Origin of the sequence: Pseudomonas sp. PA-1-3F (genome assembly GCF_021609665.1) — a bacterium.
Lineage (GTDB): Bacteria > Pseudomonadota > Gammaproteobacteria > Pseudomonadales > Pseudomonadaceae > Aquipseudomonas > Aquipseudomonas paracarnis.
Map to the genome: position 1 here is coordinate 15375 of NZ_WJZD01000006.1, position 16203 is coordinate 31577.

The 16203-nt window shown below is 61.8% G+C and carries 17 protein-coding genes; 5 read left to right on the plus strand and 12 right to left on the minus strand.

Annotation, left to right across the window (positions count from 1 at the left end; genetic code table 11):
- The first annotated feature begins 40 nt into the window (after positions 1–40).
- Both tagQ and GIV26_RS05505 read left to right on the plus strand, forming a co-directional pair.
- Positions 41–964 (plus strand): type VI secretion system-associated lipoprotein TagQ, encoded by a 924-nt coding sequence (gene tagQ / locus GIV26_RS05500; RefSeq protein ID WP_003195532.1) that lies wholly within the window; start codon positions 41–43, stop codon positions 962–964.
- A 124-nt stretch (positions 965–1088) separates the two neighbouring features.
- Positions 1089–1463 carry a hypothetical protein gene (locus GIV26_RS05505; protein ID WP_003195530.1) on the plus strand — a complete coding sequence of 125 codons (375 nt, stop codon included), beginning with the start codon at positions 1089–1091 and terminating at the stop codon, positions 1461–1463.
- Positions 1464–1592: 129 nt separating this feature from the next.
- Here GIV26_RS05505 and GIV26_RS05510 read toward each other — a convergent pair whose 3' ends face one another.
- The 6 genes from GIV26_RS05510 to exbB form a co-directional block, all read right to left on the minus strand.
- Positions 1593–2993 (minus strand): aminoacyl-tRNA deacylase and HDOD domain-containing protein, encoded by a 1401-nt coding sequence (locus GIV26_RS05510; RefSeq protein ID WP_236279657.1) that lies wholly within the window; start codon positions 2991–2993, stop codon positions 1593–1595.
- Positions 2994–3070: 77 nt separating this feature from the next.
- The gene (gene recG, locus GIV26_RS05515) at positions 3071–5146 is read right to left on the minus strand and encodes an ATP-dependent DNA helicase RecG (RefSeq protein ID WP_034129255.1); all 2076 of its coding nucleotides are present in this window, start codon (positions 5144–5146) and stop codon (positions 3071–3073) included.
- An 8-nt stretch (positions 5147–5154) separates the two neighbouring features.
- Entirely contained in the window at positions 5155–6075 is a 921-nt protein-coding gene (locus tag GIV26_RS05520) for a hydrogen peroxide-inducible genes activator (protein WP_003195523.1), read from the minus strand.
- Positions 6076–6231: 156 nt separating this feature from the next.
- Entirely contained in the window at positions 6232–6978 is a 747-nt protein-coding gene (locus GIV26_RS05525) for an energy transducer TonB family protein (RefSeq protein WP_003195521.1), read from the minus strand.
- Entirely contained in the window at positions 6975–7400 is a 426-nt protein-coding gene (exbD, locus tag GIV26_RS05530) for a TonB system transport protein ExbD (protein ID WP_003195519.1), read from the minus strand. The genes GIV26_RS05525 and exbD overlap by 4 nt, the downstream gene beginning before the upstream one ends.
- Positions 7401–7406: 6 nt before the next feature.
- A complete protein-coding gene (gene exbB / locus GIV26_RS05535) occupies positions 7407–8390 on the minus strand; it encodes a tonB-system energizer ExbB (RefSeq protein ID WP_034129097.1) in 984 nt (327 codons plus the stop codon).
- A 188-nt stretch (positions 8391–8578) separates the two neighbouring features.
- Between exbB and GIV26_RS05540 the strand changes: the two genes are divergently transcribed.
- A complete protein-coding gene (locus GIV26_RS05540; protein ID WP_236279658.1) occupies positions 8579–9430 on the plus strand; it encodes an SDR family oxidoreductase in 852 nt (283 codons plus the stop codon).
- A gap of 126 nt (positions 9431–9556) precedes the next feature.
- On the opposite strand, the gene GIV26_RS05545 is transcribed toward GIV26_RS05540, so the two are convergent.
- The 6 genes from GIV26_RS05545 to GIV26_RS05570 all read right to left on the minus strand — a co-directional run bounded on the left by GIV26_RS05545 (position 9557) and on the right by GIV26_RS05570 (position 14849).
- On the minus strand, positions 9557–10297 hold the full coding sequence (locus GIV26_RS05545) for a hypothetical protein (protein WP_060763899.1): 741 nt from the start codon (positions 10295–10297) through the stop codon (positions 9557–9559).
- A gap of 55 nt (positions 10298–10352) precedes the next feature.
- Positions 10353–10733: a RidA family protein gene (locus GIV26_RS05550; protein WP_003176922.1), complete on the minus strand. Its 381-nt coding sequence runs from the start codon at positions 10731–10733 to the stop codon at positions 10353–10355.
- Positions 10734–10757: 24 nt separating this feature from the next.
- On the minus strand, positions 10758–12863 hold the full coding sequence (gene spoT / locus GIV26_RS05555) for a bifunctional GTP diphosphokinase/guanosine-3',5'-bis pyrophosphate 3'-pyrophosphohydrolase (RefSeq protein ID WP_003195510.1): 2106 nt from the start codon (positions 12861–12863) through the stop codon (positions 10758–10760).
- Between the two features lie 60 nt (positions 12864–12923).
- The gene (gene rpoZ, locus GIV26_RS05560) at positions 12924–13187 is read right to left on the minus strand and encodes a DNA-directed RNA polymerase subunit omega (RefSeq protein WP_003195508.1); all 264 of its coding nucleotides are present in this window, start codon (positions 13185–13187) and stop codon (positions 12924–12926) included.
- 167 nt (positions 13188–13354) lie between these two features.
- A complete protein-coding gene (gene gmk / locus GIV26_RS05565; RefSeq protein WP_019818119.1) occupies positions 13355–13975 on the minus strand; it encodes a guanylate kinase in 621 nt (206 codons plus the stop codon).
- A gap of 10 nt (positions 13976–13985) precedes the next feature.
- Positions 13986–14849, minus strand: a complete 864-nt coding sequence (locus GIV26_RS05570; protein ID WP_003195504.1) for a YicC/YloC family endoribonuclease — start codon at positions 14847–14849, stop codon at positions 13986–13988.
- Positions 14850–15066: 217 nt separating this feature from the next.
- Here GIV26_RS05570 and rph point away from each other — a divergent pair, with 217 nt between their 5' ends.
- Positions 15067–15789 carry a ribonuclease PH gene (gene rph, locus GIV26_RS05575; protein ID WP_003195497.1) on the plus strand — a complete coding sequence of 241 codons (723 nt, stop codon included), beginning with the start codon at positions 15067–15069 and terminating at the stop codon, positions 15787–15789.
- Between the two features lie 21 nt (positions 15790–15810).
- The gene (locus GIV26_RS05580; protein WP_003195495.1) at positions 15811–16179 is read left to right on the plus strand and encodes a DUF4870 domain-containing protein; all 369 of its coding nucleotides are present in this window, start codon (positions 15811–15813) and stop codon (positions 16177–16179) included.
- Positions 16180–16203 lie beyond the last annotated feature (24 nt).

Sequence of the window (16203 nt, forward strand, 5' to 3'; positions counted from 1 at the left end):
GGCCGTGCTGGGCAAGTCAAACTTAACAGAGATCACATCTATGCTTTTTTCCCGTAAGGCGGTTTCCAAGCGTCACCTGCTGCTGATCGCAGCTGGTTTCAGCACCGTGTTGACTGGTTGCGCTACGTCGCCTGCGTCCAAGGTGGCGTCGAGCACCAAGGTCGAGTACTACCCCAACTGCTATGAGCCGGTGCAGCACCTGCGCGCCACCGATTCGGACATGACCAAGTCGGTCGTCACCGGTGCCGCGATCGGCGCGGCCGGCGGTGCCCTGCTGGGCGCGCTGACCGGCGACAAGGACAGCCGTGGCCGCAATGCCGCGATCGGTGCCGCAGGCGGCGCCCTGGCTGGCGGTGCGGCGGGTTACTACACCGAGCGCCAGAAACAGATCACCGATGACAACCAGCGCATCGCGTCCTACTCCACCGACTTCAACAAAAGCGCCTCGGACATCGACCGCAGCACCGCCTATGCCAAGGCGTCGCAGCAGTGCTACCAGAGCGCATTCACCAAGCTGGTGGCTGATCGCAAGGCCAAGACCGTCAACGACACCGAAGGCCGCAAGCGCCTGGCGGAAATCGTCGCGGGCCTGAAGGAGTCCAATGACCTGATCGTGACGGTCAACGGCAAAGCCAGCGAAGACCTGAACAACTACACCCAGGCCTACGAGAAAGACCTGCAACAGGTCGGCGTACAGCGCAGCGATGTGGTGACCGTGGCCACCGCCGATACCACGCCAGTGGTCGCTCCGGCCAAGGGCAAGAAAGCCGTCAAGCCAGCCAAGAAGCCGGTTCTGCCGACAGTGCCGAAAGAAGCGGTCACCACCGAACGTAGCATCCAGACCGTGCAGGCCAAGCAAGCTGAAAGCAAGCAGGTCGCCAGTGCGGGCAAGACCCAGATCGAAGCAACCTGCCGCAATCCAAACCTGGCCGACTGGGCGCCAGTGCCTTGCCCTAACGTTTAAGTACTTGTTGCTATAAGCGTTAAACGCCAACCGATCTGCGCCTAAAGCGCGAGATCGGTGGCGTTCCTTTTGCAAATCGTTACACTGCTGCGGCCACTCCAATAAATACACCGAGGCCGTGTGCATGAAATTTCGTCTTCTCCTGTGGGTGCTGGGCCTGATGATGGGCAAAGCCAGCCGCACCAACCCCGCCTTCCAGCAGCAACTGGGTGACAAAGACCTGGCCTTCCAGCTGCAGACCCTCGACGGCAAGGTTGCCCGTCACTTCATCGTCAAAGACCAGCGCATCACCAGCCGCTCAGGTGTCCACCCGGCGCCGGCCTTCGCGATTGCCTTCAAGGATGCCGCCTACGGCTTCGCCACGATGCAGGCGAAGAACAAGCAACTGGCGTTCATGACGGGGATTCAGGACAAGTCGATCCAGATCAAGGGCAACCCGGCACTGGTGATCTGGTTCCAGGGCCTCACCAAGTATTTGAAGCCGAAGAAAAAGAAGTAGGTGGTCAGGTAGACCGAGTTGACTTCATCGCAGGCAAGCCAGCTCCCACAGTGACCGCGTTCCAACTTGGAAATACGGTCAACTGTGGGAGCTGGCTTGCCTGCGATAGCGGTTTAACAGGCGGTGGGCTTACCCCTGGCTGAACTGCGAAGCCAATTCGCGCAACAGCACTTCGGCATCCAGCACTTTACCCACCACGTCCTCGGCCTTCTCGCGGCTCAGGCCCAGGCGCTCAAGCAACGCGTCCGGAATGGATTCATCCGGCCCGGAGCCAATCCCCCGGCTGCGCAACAGGCGTACCGCCAGGCACACCAGGTTTGGGTACTCGGCGTATTGCCCGTCATACGTGGGGTCGTGCTGGAAGCGCAGGGCGGTGCACAGTTCGTCCGGCATGTCCCAGTAGCGCATCAGCCAGGCGCCGATCTGTTCGCGGCTGATGCCCAGCAAATGTTGCTCGACGTAGCTGTGGCACAGGTGCGGGTTGACCTCCAGGTGGCGGCAGATCAGCGAGAAGTGCGGCGGAAACACGTGGGCCAGCAGCAGGTAGCCGAAGTTGTGCAGCAAACCTGCCAGGTAGGTCAGGCCGGCTTCCGGGCGTTGGGCGCGGGGCATGGCGCGGGTCAGGCCCTCGATCACGGCGGCGGTGTAGATCGACTGGTGCCAGTACGGCGTGGACAGGTGCGGGCGGTCCTTGGGCAGGCTCAGGGTTTTGCCCAGGGCCAGGCCCAGCGCCAGGTTGATCACAAGATCAAAGCCCAGCACGCGCACGATGGCGTCTTCGACTGAGCGGATCTTGCCCGGCGAGGCGTAGTAGGGCGACGCGGCCCAGCTTACGACCTGGGCGGCAAGGGCCGGGTCGGTTTCCACCACGCCAGTAATGTCGTCGATGGTGGCGTTGGGATCCACGCGCAGCTTGATGATCTTCTGCGCCGTGTCGGCCAGCGGCGGAATTTCGATGGTCGCTTCCAGGCGTTGCTGGATACGGCGAGCGGTGAAGGCTTGCATCGCCTGGGTGATTTCCTCGCGGTCATCATTGGGGCGGTCGAGGTTCGGACGGATGTTGCTCAAGGGCTCACCGAACTGCGCGGCGCTGGCCTTGGTGAGCAGGCTCTTGAAGGCGTCGGTGGGGATTTCCAGCAACAGCCCGGCTTCGCCCGAATGCACCAGCAGGCTCGGCTCATTGAGCAAGCGGCCTTCGTACAGGCACGGCGAACTGGTCAGTGGCGGCAAGCCCGGCAGCAGGCTCAGGTCATGCTTGCCCAGCATGCGCTCGACCCGCTCGGGGGCGACAGCCGTGAGGCGGCGACCGGTGAGTTCGGCGAGGCGGTTGAGGTCCAGCAACTGGCTTTGGGGGAACAGCACCATGAGCGCGCCAACCGCATCTTCAAGCAACACCGCCTGGACCTTTCGGGCAGGGTTCAGGCCAGGCTGTTCGATGACTTCCGTGTAGGGGATGGCGAGCTTTGCGAGCAGCGCCCGAATAACCGGCGGGGCGTTCAGTGGGGCTGTGGCGAGGGCAACTTCTGACATGGCCTGATCCAATTTCTTACATTCATTGGAGTATAACCAGCTTGATACGGGTGTTGGTCGGATAAGTGCGTCAGGCGTCACACTTGGCCGTATTGCTGGCCGTGGCGCAGCCAGCGGTTGAGCAAGGGGCTGACGTGATCGGGCCAACGCTCGAGCAATGCTTGCGCAGCATCGCGGACCGCGGGCAGCAGGTCGGCATCGCGCATCAGGTCGGCAACCTTGAATTGCAGCAGGCCGGTCTGGCGCGTGCCGAGCATTTCACCGGGGCCGCGCAGTTCGAGGTCTTTTTCGGCGATAACAAAACCGTCGTTGGTTTCGCGCATGATGCCCAGTCGCTGGCGACCGATCTGCGACAGCGGCGGGTGATAGAGCAGCACGCAGTGGCTGGCGGCACTGCCCCGGCCAACCCGCCCGCGCAACTGGTGCAGTTGCGCCAGACCCAGGCGCTCGGGGTTTTCGATGATCATCAGGCTGGCGTTGGGGACGTCCACGCCCACTTCAATCACGGTGGTCGCCACCAGCAATTGCAGGTTGCCGGCCTTGAACTCGGCCATTACCGCGGCTTTTTCCGCCGGTTTCATACGGCCATGGATCAACCCCACCTTGAGCTCACCCAAGGCACTGGTGAGGTCTTCATAAGTGGTTTCGGCGGCCTGGCAGGTCAGTTCTTCGGACTCTTCGATCAGGGTGCATACCCAGTACGCCTGGCGGCCTTCGGCGCAGGCACCGCGCACGCGCTCGATCACTTCGACGCGCCGGGTGTCGGTGACCAGCACGGTGTTGACCGGCGTACGCCCCGGCGGCAGCTCGTCGAGGATCGAGGTGTCGAGGTCGGCGTAGGCGCTCATGGCCAGGGTGCGTGGGATCGGCGTGGCGGTCATGATCAACTGGTGCGGGTTCATGCGCCCGCCCACGCCTTTCTGGCGCAGGGCCAGGCGCTGTTGCACGCCAAATCGGTGCTGTTCGTCGATGATCACTAGCGCAAGGTTCTTGAACTGCACTTCGTCCTGGAACAGCGCATGGGTGCCCACCACCATCGGTGCGCCGGCGGCGATCTGCTCCAGGGCGGCCACGCGGTTCTTGCCTTTGAGCTTGCCAGCCAGCCACGCCACCTCCAGGCCCAGCGGTTCGAGCCAGCGCTTGAAGGTGATGAAGTGTTGTTCGGCGAGAATTTCCGTCGGTGCCATCAGCGCCACTTGATAGCCAGCTTCCAGGGCTTGCAGGGCGGCCAGGGCAGCGACCACGGTTTTGCCTGCCCCTACGTCACCCTGGATCAACCGCAGCATCGGTTCTTGCTGGCTGAGGTCGTAGGCGATTTCATTGCCCACGCGCTGTTGCGCGCCGGTGGGCGCAAAGCCGAGGTTGGCCAGGTATTGCGCAGGCAGCCGCGTGGCTCTGGGCATCGCCGGGGCGCGCAGGGAACGCATGCTTTCGCGCAGGCGTTGCTGGGACAGCTGGTGCGTGAGCAGTTCTTCAAAGGCCAGGCGATGTTGGGCCCAATGATGACCGAGGGCGAGTTCGTCCACATCGGCATCGGCGGGCGGGTGATGCAAATACCGAATCGCATCGGCCAGGGGCGCCAACTGATAATCGCGGGCCAGCTCCAGGGGCAGCCAATCGGGCAGACTTTGCGGGCCAAGCATCGTCAGGGTTTGCATGCACAACTGGCGCAGGCGTTGCTGGGTCAGGCCCTCGGTCAGCGGGTAGATCGGCGTGAGCGTGGTGTCCACCGGTGGCGGCTCGTCGCCGGTAATGGCGCGGTATTCCGGGTGGTAGATTTCCAGGCCCGATGCGCCAGGGCGTGCCTCGCCGTAGCAGCGCACGCGGGTGCCACGCTTGAGGCCTTCCTTCTGCGCGTTGCTGAAGTGGTAGAAGCGCAGGCTCAAGCCGCCGGTACCGTCCTGCAGGCGCACCACCAGGCTGCGGCGCTTGCCCATCACCACGTCGGCGCCACTGACGGTGCCTTCGATCACCGCGTCTTGCCCAGGGCGCAAATGGCCGATGGGCACCACGCGGGTGCGGTCCTGGTAGCGCAGGGGCAGGTGGAACAGCACGTCCTGAAGGTTCTCCAGGCCGACCTTGGCCAGCTTCTCGGCCATGGCCTCACCGACACCCTTGAGTGCCGTCACCGACACCTGCGACAGCTCAGTCATACCGTGGCTTAGCTCGCAACGGGCGGCTTGGCCACCGAACACAGACGGATCGAGTCCGCGAGAATCTCAATCGCTTTGGGGCGCGGGAAGCTGGCGCGCCAGGCAATCGCTACGGTACGGAACGGCACCGGCGGCGTGAGTGGGCGCACTTCGATCACGCCCTGGGCGTAGTGATGGCTGTCTACCGCAGACAGCGGCAGGATCGAGATACCCAGGCCGGAAGCGACCATATGGCGAATGGTTTCCAGGGAGCTGGATTCCACCGTGGTGTGCTTGGCGCCGTCGTTGCCCTTGGTCAGGGTCGGGCAGGCTTCCAGCACCTGATCGCGGAAGCAGTGGCCTTCACCGAGCAGCAGCAGGCTCTTGTCGTTGAGCAGGCCGGCGTCGATGGTGTCCTTCTTGGTCCACGGGTGGGAGGCCGGCATCAGCACGTAGAACGGCTCGTCGTAGAGCGGCAGGGTCAGCACGTCCGCTTCGTTGAAGGGCAGGGCGATGATGATCGCGTCCAGCTCGCCGTTGCGCAGTTTGTCGCGCAGCACGTGGGTGAAGTTTTCTTCGATATACAGCGGCATCTGCGGTGCGACGCGATGCAGTTGCGGGATCAGGTGCGGGAACAGGTAGGGGCCGACCGTGTAGATCGCGCCGACCTTGAGCGGCGCGGTCAGCTGGTTCTTGCCGGCCTGGGCCAGTTCGCGAATGCTTTGCGCCTGCTCCAGGACCTTCTGGGCCTGGGCAACGATGCCTTCGCCCACCGGGGTGAGGCGCACGGCGCTCTTGCTGCGCTCGAAAATCAGCACACCGAGTTCGTCTTCAAGCTTTTTCACACCCACCGACAGCGTCGGCTGGCTGACGTGGCAACGCTCGGCGGCATGGCCGAAGTGCTGTTCTTGGGCGAGGGTCACGATGTAGCGTAATTCTGTGAGAGTCATAGCGGGCGTCCATGAGGTTGCGGGCCAAGCATACCGGCTGCAATCGATAGACGCACGTTATCAGAACTTTGCTGGGGATTGAGTGGGGAATATCGGAATTTTACTGAGGTATTAAAGCGAATGTGGGAGGGAGCAAGCCCCTCCCACAGTGCTCTCTCAGCGGCGACGCTTGTCGATGTTGTAGACGAACGGCGCGACCAGTTCGACGCTGCCGTTTTTCAACAGGTCTGCCGGTGGCTTGGGTAGCGGCTGAGCCTTGCGGATCATCTCAAGGGTTGCACGGTCCAGGTCGGCGTTGCCGGAGCGGCCTTCCAGTTCGTAGGACAGCACATTGCCTTCGCCATCGACCACGAAGCGCAAGCGGTTCATACCTTCCTTGCCACTGCGTTGGGCGCCGGGCGGGTACTTCTTGTACTTCTGCAGATGCGCCAGCAACGTGCTTTGCCAGGATGCCTGGGCGGCCAGCTGCTGTGCCGACGGGCCCGGTGTAGGCTGGGCGGACTTCTGCGCAGGTGCGTTGCTCGGCGGCGTTTCGCTCGGCGGCTCCTCGGAAGGTTTCTCCTTGGGCGGCTCGGGCTTCTTCTCCACCGGTTTTGGCGGTTGTGGCTTGGGCTTGGGCTTGACCGGCTTGGGCACCTGGATCGTTGGCTTGGGCGCCTCGGCCAGCTTCGGCAGGGGCAGCTCTTCGACCGGTGGCGGCGGCGGCGCAACGACCTTGGGCGGTGCTGGAGGCGGCGGCGGTGCTGGCAGCGGCGCCAGGTCGATGACCATGGCGGCGGGTGGCAGCTGGATCGCCTGCGGCGCGGACCATTGGAGCGCGATGATGATCGCGACGGCATGCACGCCCAGCACGACGGCGAGGCTGGTGCCATAACGCGTCAGTTTGTGGCGCGTCGTGATCATTTCTTGGCTGCCGTCTCAAGTCCGACCAGGCCTACCTTGAGGTAGCCGGCTGCCCGCAGGGCATCCATCACGCTCATCAGGTCGCCGTAGTCCACGCCTTTGTCGGCCTGGAAGAAGATGGTCGTGTCTTTCTTGCCTTGGGTCTTGGCATCCAGCACCGGCCCCAGGGTTTCAGCCTTGACCTCTTCTTCGCCCAGGAACAGGCGTTGGTCCGCCTTGACGCTGAGGAAGATCGGTTTTTCCGGCCGCGGCGCCGGCTTGGCGCTGGACGCGGGCAGGTCCACCTTGATGTCCACGGTCGCCAGCGGTGCCGCCACCATGAAGATGATCAGCAGTACCAGCATCACGTCGATAAACGGCGTGACGTTGATTTCGTGGTTCTCGACGAGTTCGTCGTCGCCTTGATTCAAATGCAGGCCCATGGCCGATTACCCCACTTTCACCATGTGCGGTTGCGAGCTGCGCTCGGTAGGCAGGTGATCGAGGTCACGGCTGACGAGCAACAGGACTTCTGCCGACGCATCCGATACCTGAGCCTTGTAGCCGGCGATCGAACGGGCGAAGACGTTGTAGATCACCACCGCAGGAATTGCGGCAACCAGGCCCAGGGCGGTAGCCAGCAGAGCTTCGGCGATGCCGGGGGCGACGACGGCGAGGTTGGTGGTCTGGGTTTTGGCGATACCGATGAAGCTGTTCATGATGCCCCACACGGTACCGAACAGGCCGACGAAGGGTGCGGTGGAACCGATGGTAGCGAGTACGCCGGTGCCGCTGCTCATGTTACGGCCGCAGGCGGCCACCAGGCGCTCAAGGCGGAAGCTGACGCGCTCCTTGATGCCTTCTTTTTCACGGGTGTTGGCCGACAGGCGCATTTCTTCCAGTGCGTCGTGCACCAGCAGGTTGGCCAGGGTGCCCTTCTTGGTCGCGGTTTCGCTCGCTTCCTTGAGGGTGGTGGCTTTTTTCAGGTGGACGATTTCAGCGCGCAGACGACGCTTGGCGCCCAACAGCTCGAAGCCTTTGGCAATCCAGATGGTCCAGGTGATGATCGAGGCAATGGCCAGGCCGATCATTACGGCTTTCACCACCACGTCAGCATTCTGATACATGCCCCATGGCGACAAGTCGTGGGCCATGCCCAGGGTGTTGTCTTCTTCCAGCACCACGCCGGTTTCGTCGGCAGGTGCGGCGGCGCCGGCGGCCTGGGCCGGGTCGGTGGCCACTGGCGCGACGGCAGGCGTTGCCGCAGTAGCGGCATTTTGCTCGGCAGCTGCCGGAGCGGCTGGGGCAGTGGCGTCAGCGAATGCGGCGGTCGGTGCCAGCAATACGCTGAACAGCATCGCAGCAATCGCACGCCAGGCGCGGGAGGGGCTGTGAAGCTTGGTTGGCGAAGCGGGGGTTGTATGACGTGTCATGCTGGCCGGACCTGAGAGAAAAAATGGGTGATCGTCCTTCCAGACCATTTAGGGTCGAGGACAAATGGGCGGTTATTATTGCAAGTAATTCTTGTTAACTAAAGTGGCACTGTTACTTTATTTCGCTTTTTACTGGCCGTTGATCCACTCGCGCGGCTAATCTGCGCCTTTGAGAATGGAGTTTTATGATGTCTGCGCCTTCTGTTGTGATTGCCGGTTGCGGTGATGTGGGTAGTCGGCTGGCTAGTCAATTGCTGGCCTTGGAATGGGAGGTCCACGGCCTGCGCCGCGATATTTCACGCTTGCCCGACGGTGTGATCGGCATTGCCGGCGATCTGTTCAAAAAGGACTGCCCGGACACCTGGCCGATCGGCGGGGTGGATTATCTGGTGTATTGCGCCGCTGCCACTGACCACGACGAAGCCGGCTATCGCGCCGCTTACGTGCAAGGGTTGCAGCATGTGTTGGAGTGGCTGGGCGATTACGGCCAGGAGCCGAAACATCTGCTGTTTGTCTCCAGCAGCAGTGTTTACGGACAGCAGAACGGCGAGTGGGTCGACGAAACGTCCGAGACGCAAGCGAAGGGCTATTCCGGGCAGGTGATGCTGGAAGCTGAGCAAGTGGCGCTCAATAGCGGCATCCCGGCCACCGTTGTGCGGCTGACCGGAATTTACGGTCCGGGTCGGGAATGGCTGCTGACTCAGGTTCGCCAAGGCTATCGTGTAGCGGTTGACCCGCCTTTATATGGCAACCGAATTCATGCTGATGATGCCGCGGGCCTGCTCGCGTTTTTGCTGCGGCATGTGGAAAAAGGCGGTTCGCTGGACAAGTTCTATATCGGCGTTGACGATGCGCCGGCACCACTGGCCGAGGTGGTGGCGTGGTTGCGCGAGTACCTGGGTGTGACCGAATGGGCCGAGGACGCCAGTGTGCGGCGTGCGGGGAGCAAGCAGTGCAGTAATGCACGTATGAAGGCGCTTGGCTGGACGCCGACATACCCGACGTACCGGGAAGGCTATGCGGCGATTCTGAAAGGCTGAAGCGCGGCAAAAAATGTGGGAGCTGGCTTGCCTGCGATAGCGGTATATCAATCACATCTTTGTTGGATGTAATACCGTCATCGCAGGCAAGCCAGCTCCCACATTTGGATTTGGGCGAGGCTTTTATTACTTTTCAAGCAACCATTGGCGAGGGCCTGGCGTAAACGAAGGCACTTCATCGGCCTGCGCGGTATTGATCGCCTGGAAGATCTCCAGTTGCTTACCCTTGCGCGTGAAGATCCATGGGTTGCCCTGGCCGTCCAGTTGCAGCCAGATGCTGTCGTAGCCGCCGCTCATGGAGGCGCAATCGCCTGCCAGGCAGAGTGAATAGCGATCAACCCCCGGCAGGCCGGCGACCTTGCCGTCTGCCTGGAACTGCACCGTGGCACCGCTGCCGGTGCCGTCGCTGATCTTCCAGTCGCCGCCCATATAGGCCGCATACAACGCGCGCTCGAAGGTGGCGCCTAGTGGCGCGCCTTCCGGTGCGGGTTCTTTGGCGCGGGCAAACAGCTGTTCGGGCTCATTGTCGTTGGCCACTTGCAGCAGTTGCTTGCCTTTGCGCTTGAGTTCGGTGGCTGAGCTGCCATAGAAGTCCACGCTCCACGCGCCGGGCTTTTCACCCGACAACTTGCCTTCCGCCACTTCAAAACCGTTGTAGTAGCGCGCCTGCAAAGCCTTGGTGTTGACCTCCCACTCGAGGTTGGGGCCATAGGACTGCAGGGCTTCACGCAAAGGGCCGCCCTTGGCTGCCGCGTCGATGGCGGCCTGGTTGATCCAGGTACCGCTTACATCCAGGTCGGCGGGGTTGCTGGCACAGCCGCCGAGCAACAGGGCGAGCAACGAGGAGGCTACAAGCGCTTTGCGCATTACGAAATCCTTCTGAAACGAAGTCGGCGCAGCCTGTGGGGCTGCGCCGGGTGTTTTACTCGATGACCAGAATGGCGTCCATCTCAACCTGTGCGCCCTTTGGCAGGGCGGCAACGCCGATGGCGGCGCGAGCTGGGTAAGGTTGTTCGAAGTACTTGCCCATGATCTCGTTGACCTTGGCGAAGTGGCTGAGGTCGGTGAGGAAGATGTTCAGCTTGACGATGTCCTTGAACGAACCACCGGCAGCTTCAGCCACGGACTTGAGGTTTTCAAAGACCTGTACGGTCTGGGCTTCGAAGCCTTCAACCAGTTCCATGGTCTTTGGGTCCAGCGGGATCTGGCCGGACATGTAGACGGTGTTGCCCGCCTTGATCGCCTGGGAATAAGTGCCGATGGCGGCTGGAGCTTTATCGCTGGTGATAACTGTCTTGGTCATGAATGACTCCTTGTAATGGATCGGTTATGCACGCATGCGGGTGATGCGGATCACACCGGTCAAGGCGCGCAACTTTTTGATCACGCGGGCCAGGTGCACGCGGTCGTGCACGCTGACCACCAGTTGGACCACGCTGATGCGACCATCGCGTTCGTCCATGCTGATTTTCTCGATATTGCCGTCGGCGGCGTTGACGCTGCTGGCCAGCAGGGCGATGAGGCCGCGCTGGTGTTCCAGCTCAACTCGCAGCTCGACGTTGAATTCGCCGGTGACATCCTTGGCCCACGAGAGCTGGATGCATTTTTCCGGGTTGTGGCGGATTTCGGTGATGTTGCGGCAGTTGTCCAGGTGCACCACCATGCCTTTGCCGGCGGACAAGTGGCCGACAATCGGGTCGCCCGGGATCGGCGTGCAACATTTGGCGTAGCTGAGCACCAGGCCCTCGGTGCCGCGAATCGCCAGTGGGCCTTCGGGGCTCGGCAACTGTTCGCCTTCGCCCAGCAGGCGGCGCGCAACCACGTAGGCCATGCGGTTGCCCAGGCCGATGTCTTCCAGCAGGTCTTCGATGGTTTCCTGTCGGTACTCGTGGAGCATCGCTTGCACGCGCTCTTGCGGAATCTTGTCCAGGGCGCTGTCGAAGCCGTTGAGCACCTTGTTCAGCAGGCGTTCGCCCAGGCTGATGGATTCGGAGCGGCGCTGCAATTTCAGCGCGTGGCGAATATGCGTACGGGCCTTGCCGGTGACCACAAAGTTGAGCCAGGCCGGGTTCGGGCGAGCGCCCGGTGCGCTGACGATCTCCACCGTGGAACCGCTTTGCAGCGGTTCGGACAACGGGGCAAGGCGCCGGTTGATGCGACAGGCGATGCAGCTGTTGCCGACATCGGTGTGCACCGCGTAGGCAAAGTCGACCGCCGTGGAGCCTTTGGGCAGCTCCATGATCCGGCCTTTGGGCGTGAACACGTAGACCTCGTCCGGGAACAGGTCGATCTTCACGCTTTCGATAAATTCCAGGGAGTTGCCGGCACGTTGCTGCATTTCCAGCACGCCCTTGACCCATTGGCGCGCACGGGCATGGGTGCCTTTGGGCTGCTCGTCGCCGCTGGACTTGTACAGCCAGTGGGCGGCAATGCCGTTGTTGGCCATTTCTTCCATTTCGCGGGTGCGGATCTGGATCTCGATCGGCACGCCGTGCATGCCAAACAGGGTGGTATGCAGCGACTGGTAGCCGTTGGCCTTGGGAATTGCGATGTAGTCCTTGAAGCGGCCCGGCAGGGGCTTGTACAAATTATGTACAGCTCCCAGTACGCGGTAGCAGGTATCGACCTTGTCGACGATGATCCGGAACGCATAGACGTCCATGATCTCGTTGAAGGCCCGACGCTTGCCGCGCATCTTTTTGTAGATGCCGTAGATGTGCTTCTGCCGGCCGCTGACCTCGCCCTCGATTTCGTCAATCGCCAGGCAATGGCTCAGGGACTCTTCGATCTTGTTGACGATTTCCTTGCGGTTGCCCCGTGCGCGCTTGACCGCCTGGTAGATGCGCGCCGAACGCATGGGGTGCATGGCTTTAAAGCCCAGGTCTTCGAATTCGATACGAATGGCGTGCATGCCCAGCCGGTTGGCGATGGGCGCATAGATTTCCAGGGTTTCCTTGGCGATGCGCCGGCGCTTTTCGCCGGACAGCACTTCCAGCGTGCGCATGTTGTGCAGCCGGTCGGCCAGCTTGACCAGAATCACCCGAATGTCTCGGGCCATGGCCATGGCCATCTTCTGGAAGTTTTCCGCCTGGGCTTCGGCCTTGGTCTCGAAGTTCATCTGGGTCAGCTTGCTGACCCCGTCGACCAGTTCGGCCACGGTTTCGCCAAATTGCGCACTGAGCGCTTCCTTGGCAATGCCGGTGTCTTCGATCACGTCATGCAGCATCGCGGCCATCAGGCTCTGATGGTCCATGTGCATGTCGGCAAGAATATTGGCCACCGCAAGAGGATGGGTGACATACGCCTCGCCGCTACGTCGGCGTTGGCCGTCGTGGGCTTGTTCGGCGTAGAAATACGCTCGGCGAACCAGGTTGACCTGGTCTGCGCCGAGGTAGGCCGATAAGCGATCGGCGAGGGCGTCTATGCTCGGCAAAGTGTGAACTCCTGCCGATGGCTGTGACCCCGCGCCGTGCTACGTCGACCAGGCATAGGCTTAGACGTCCTCGTTGGACTCGCCTTCGAACGCTGCAAACAGCGGTTCGTCTTCAACGATTTCGGCGTTGGCGATGAACTCGTAGCTCATCAGGCCTTCAGCGATTTCACGCAGGGCTACAACGGTAGGCTTGTCGTTTTCCCACTGGACCAGAGGCTCTTTGCCGCCAGTGGCCAGTTGACGGGCACGCTTGGTAGAGAGCATGACCAGCTCAAAGCGGTTATCCACGTGTTCTAGGCAGTCTTCAACGGTTACGCGGGCCATGGTATTCCTCGGAGCGAATGCAAGATGCGCGCTGCCCGGTTGGGCGAGCGGACTGAGCAGTTTAAAAAATCACCAGCGTTTAGGGAAGCGCTGATTTTTTGCAGGCCTTCGCAAAACCGCTACAAGTGCCAATGTAAGGCCCTTGCAGCTGTTTTGGGAAGAGTCAATCAGCCGAGCAATTCGGCGAGTAATTTGCCGAAACGCTGCTGTTGGCGCTTTTGCTGCAGTTGGTTGGCGCGGAAAATCGCCTTCAAATCATCCAGGGCGTGGGTAAAGTCGTCATTGATGATCAGGTAGTCGTAGTCGACGTAGTGGCTCATTTCGCTGACGGCTTCACGCATGCGGCCCTCGATGATCTCATCGCTGTCCTGGCCGCGGTTGGTCAGGCGTTGGTGCAGGGCTTGGAGCGATGGCGGCAGGATGAAGATGGAGCGCGCCTTGGGCATCAGCTGGCGCACTTGCTCGGCGCCCTGCCAGTCGATCTCCAGGATCAGGTCGTGGCCTTCGTCCAGGGTCTGTTGCAGGTGGCTCTGCGAGGTGCCGTAGAGGTTGCCGAACACTTCGGCGCGCTCCAGGAAGTCACCGTGTTCGATCATCTTGACGAACTCGGTACGCTCGACGAAGTGATAGTGCACGCCGTCCACTTCGCCCGGGCGCATGGCGCGGGTGGTGTGCGAGACCGAAATGCGGATCTGCTCGTCAGCGTCGGTCAAGGCCTTGACCAGGCTGCTCTTGCCCGCGCCCGAAGGGGCGGAAATGATGTAAAGGGTGCCGGTGCTGTGGGTCATGGAGGGTGCCTTACTCAATATTCTGTACTTGTTCGCGCATTTGCTCGATCAACACTTTGAGGTTGACCGCCGCCGTGGTGCTGCGCGGGTCGAACGCTTTGGAGCCCAGTGTATTGGCTTCGCGGTTGAGTTCCTGCATCAGGAAGTCCAGGCGCCGACCGGCGGCACCGCCGGACTTGAGTACGCGGCGCACTTCAAGGATATGGGTGCTCAGGCGGTCAAGTTCTTCGGCCACGTCGCTCTTCTGCGCGAGCAGGACCATTTCCTGTTCCAGGCGCGTCGGATCGAGGTCGGCCTTCATGTCGGTGAAGCGGTCGAGGACCTTCTGGCGCTGGGTGGCGAGCATCTGCGGTACCAATTCGCGCAGGGTCACTACGTCGGCTTCGATCGAGGTCAGCCGCTCGTTGATCAGGCGCGCCAGTTCGGCGCCTTCGCGTTCACGGCCGGCCTTGAGCTCCTTCAGGCCCTGGTTGAACAGGGCGAGGGCTTCGGCATTCAAGGCCTGAGGGTCTGCCGCGTCGGCCACCAGCACGCCGGGCCAGGCCAATACTTCCAGAGGGTTCAATGCGGCCGGCTGTTTGATCAGGCCGGCGATGGTTTCGGCCGCGGCCACCAGTTGGGCGGCGCGGTCTCGGTCGACCTGCAGCGGCTTGCCGGTGGTTTCTTCGGTAAAGCGCAGAGTGCATTCCAGCTTGCCGCGGGAGATGCCCTGACGCAGCGCTTCACGAACCGCGCCTTCAAGGTCGCGGAACGACTCCGGCAGGCGCAGGTGCGGCTCCAGGTAACGGCTGTTGACCGAGCGCAGTTCCCAGCTGAGGGTGCCTTGGGCCCCGGCTTTTTCGACACGGGCGAAGGCGGTCATGCTGTGCACCATGGAGGTACCTCGCGATGCAGTCCCGCAAATACGGGCTGATGGGTAAATTGAAGCCGACAGGCTGCGAAGGCGCAGGAGTGTAGCGCAGTGGGGCGGGTGCGCCAAAACAATGGCCGATCGCCTGACCATTCGTAACCGAATTTTTTAGAAGTGCCTCGAACCGGCTTGCGGCTCTATAATGCTCGGCAGTTTTTCGTCCTCAGTACAGGTATCCCCTATGAAACGTCCAAGTGGTCGCGCTGCCGATCAGCTCCGCTCGATCCGCATCACCCGCAACTACACCAAACACGCCGAGGGATCCGTACTGGTCGAGTTTGGCGATACCAAGGTCATCTGCACTGTCAGCGTCGAAAACGGCGTGCCGCGCTTCCTCAAGGGCCAGGGCCAGGGTTGGTTGACCGCTGAATACGGCATGCTGCCGCGCGCCACTGGCGAGCGTAACCAGCGTGAAGCCAGCCGTGGCAAGCAAGGCGGGCGTACCCTGGAAATCCAGCGCCTGATCGGCCGCTCCCTGCGTGCCGCCCTGGATATGTCCAAGCTGGGTGACGTCACCCTCTACGTCGACTGCGACGTGATCCAGGCTGACGGCGGTACCCGCACGGCGTCCATCACCGGCGCCATGGTGGCCCTGGTCGACGCTTTGAAAGTCATCAAGAAGCGTGGCGGCCTGAAAGCGGGTGACCCGCTCAAGCAGATGATCGCCGCTGTGTCTGTTGGCATGTACCAGGGCGAGCCTGTGCTGGACCTGGACTACCTGGAAGACTCGGCTGCCGAGACCGACCTCAACGTGGTCATGACCAGCACCGGTGGTTTCATCGAAGTGCAGGGCACTGCCGAAGGCGCGCCATTCCAGCCGGCTGAGCTGAACGCCATGCTGGCCTTGGCCCAGAAAGGCATGACCGAAATCTTTGAATTGCAGAACGCCGCGCTGGCTGACTGAGCCGGCCCAAGGAGAAACGCCATGAATGACAGCCAGTTGCCGGTTCCGGCACCGTCCAAGGAAGTACGCCAGTGGGCAATGTTGTGTCATTTTGCGGCATTCCTGGGGTTGGTATTCCCCTTCGGCAGCTTGCTGGGGCCGTTGATCCTGTGGCAGTTCAAGAAGGACATGGACCCGCTCATCGATGACCAGGGCAAGGAGGCGCTGAATTTCCAGATCACCGTGGCGATCGCCTGGCTGGTGTGCCTGTTGCTGGGCTTCGTGGTCGTTGGCTTCTTGCTGATGACCGTGCTGGTGATTGGTGCGTTGATACTGACGATCATCGCCGGTATCAAGGCCAACAAAGGCATTGCCTATCGCTATCCGTGGACCTGGCGCCTGGTCAAGTAACCGGGCGGCCACAAAAAAACCGAC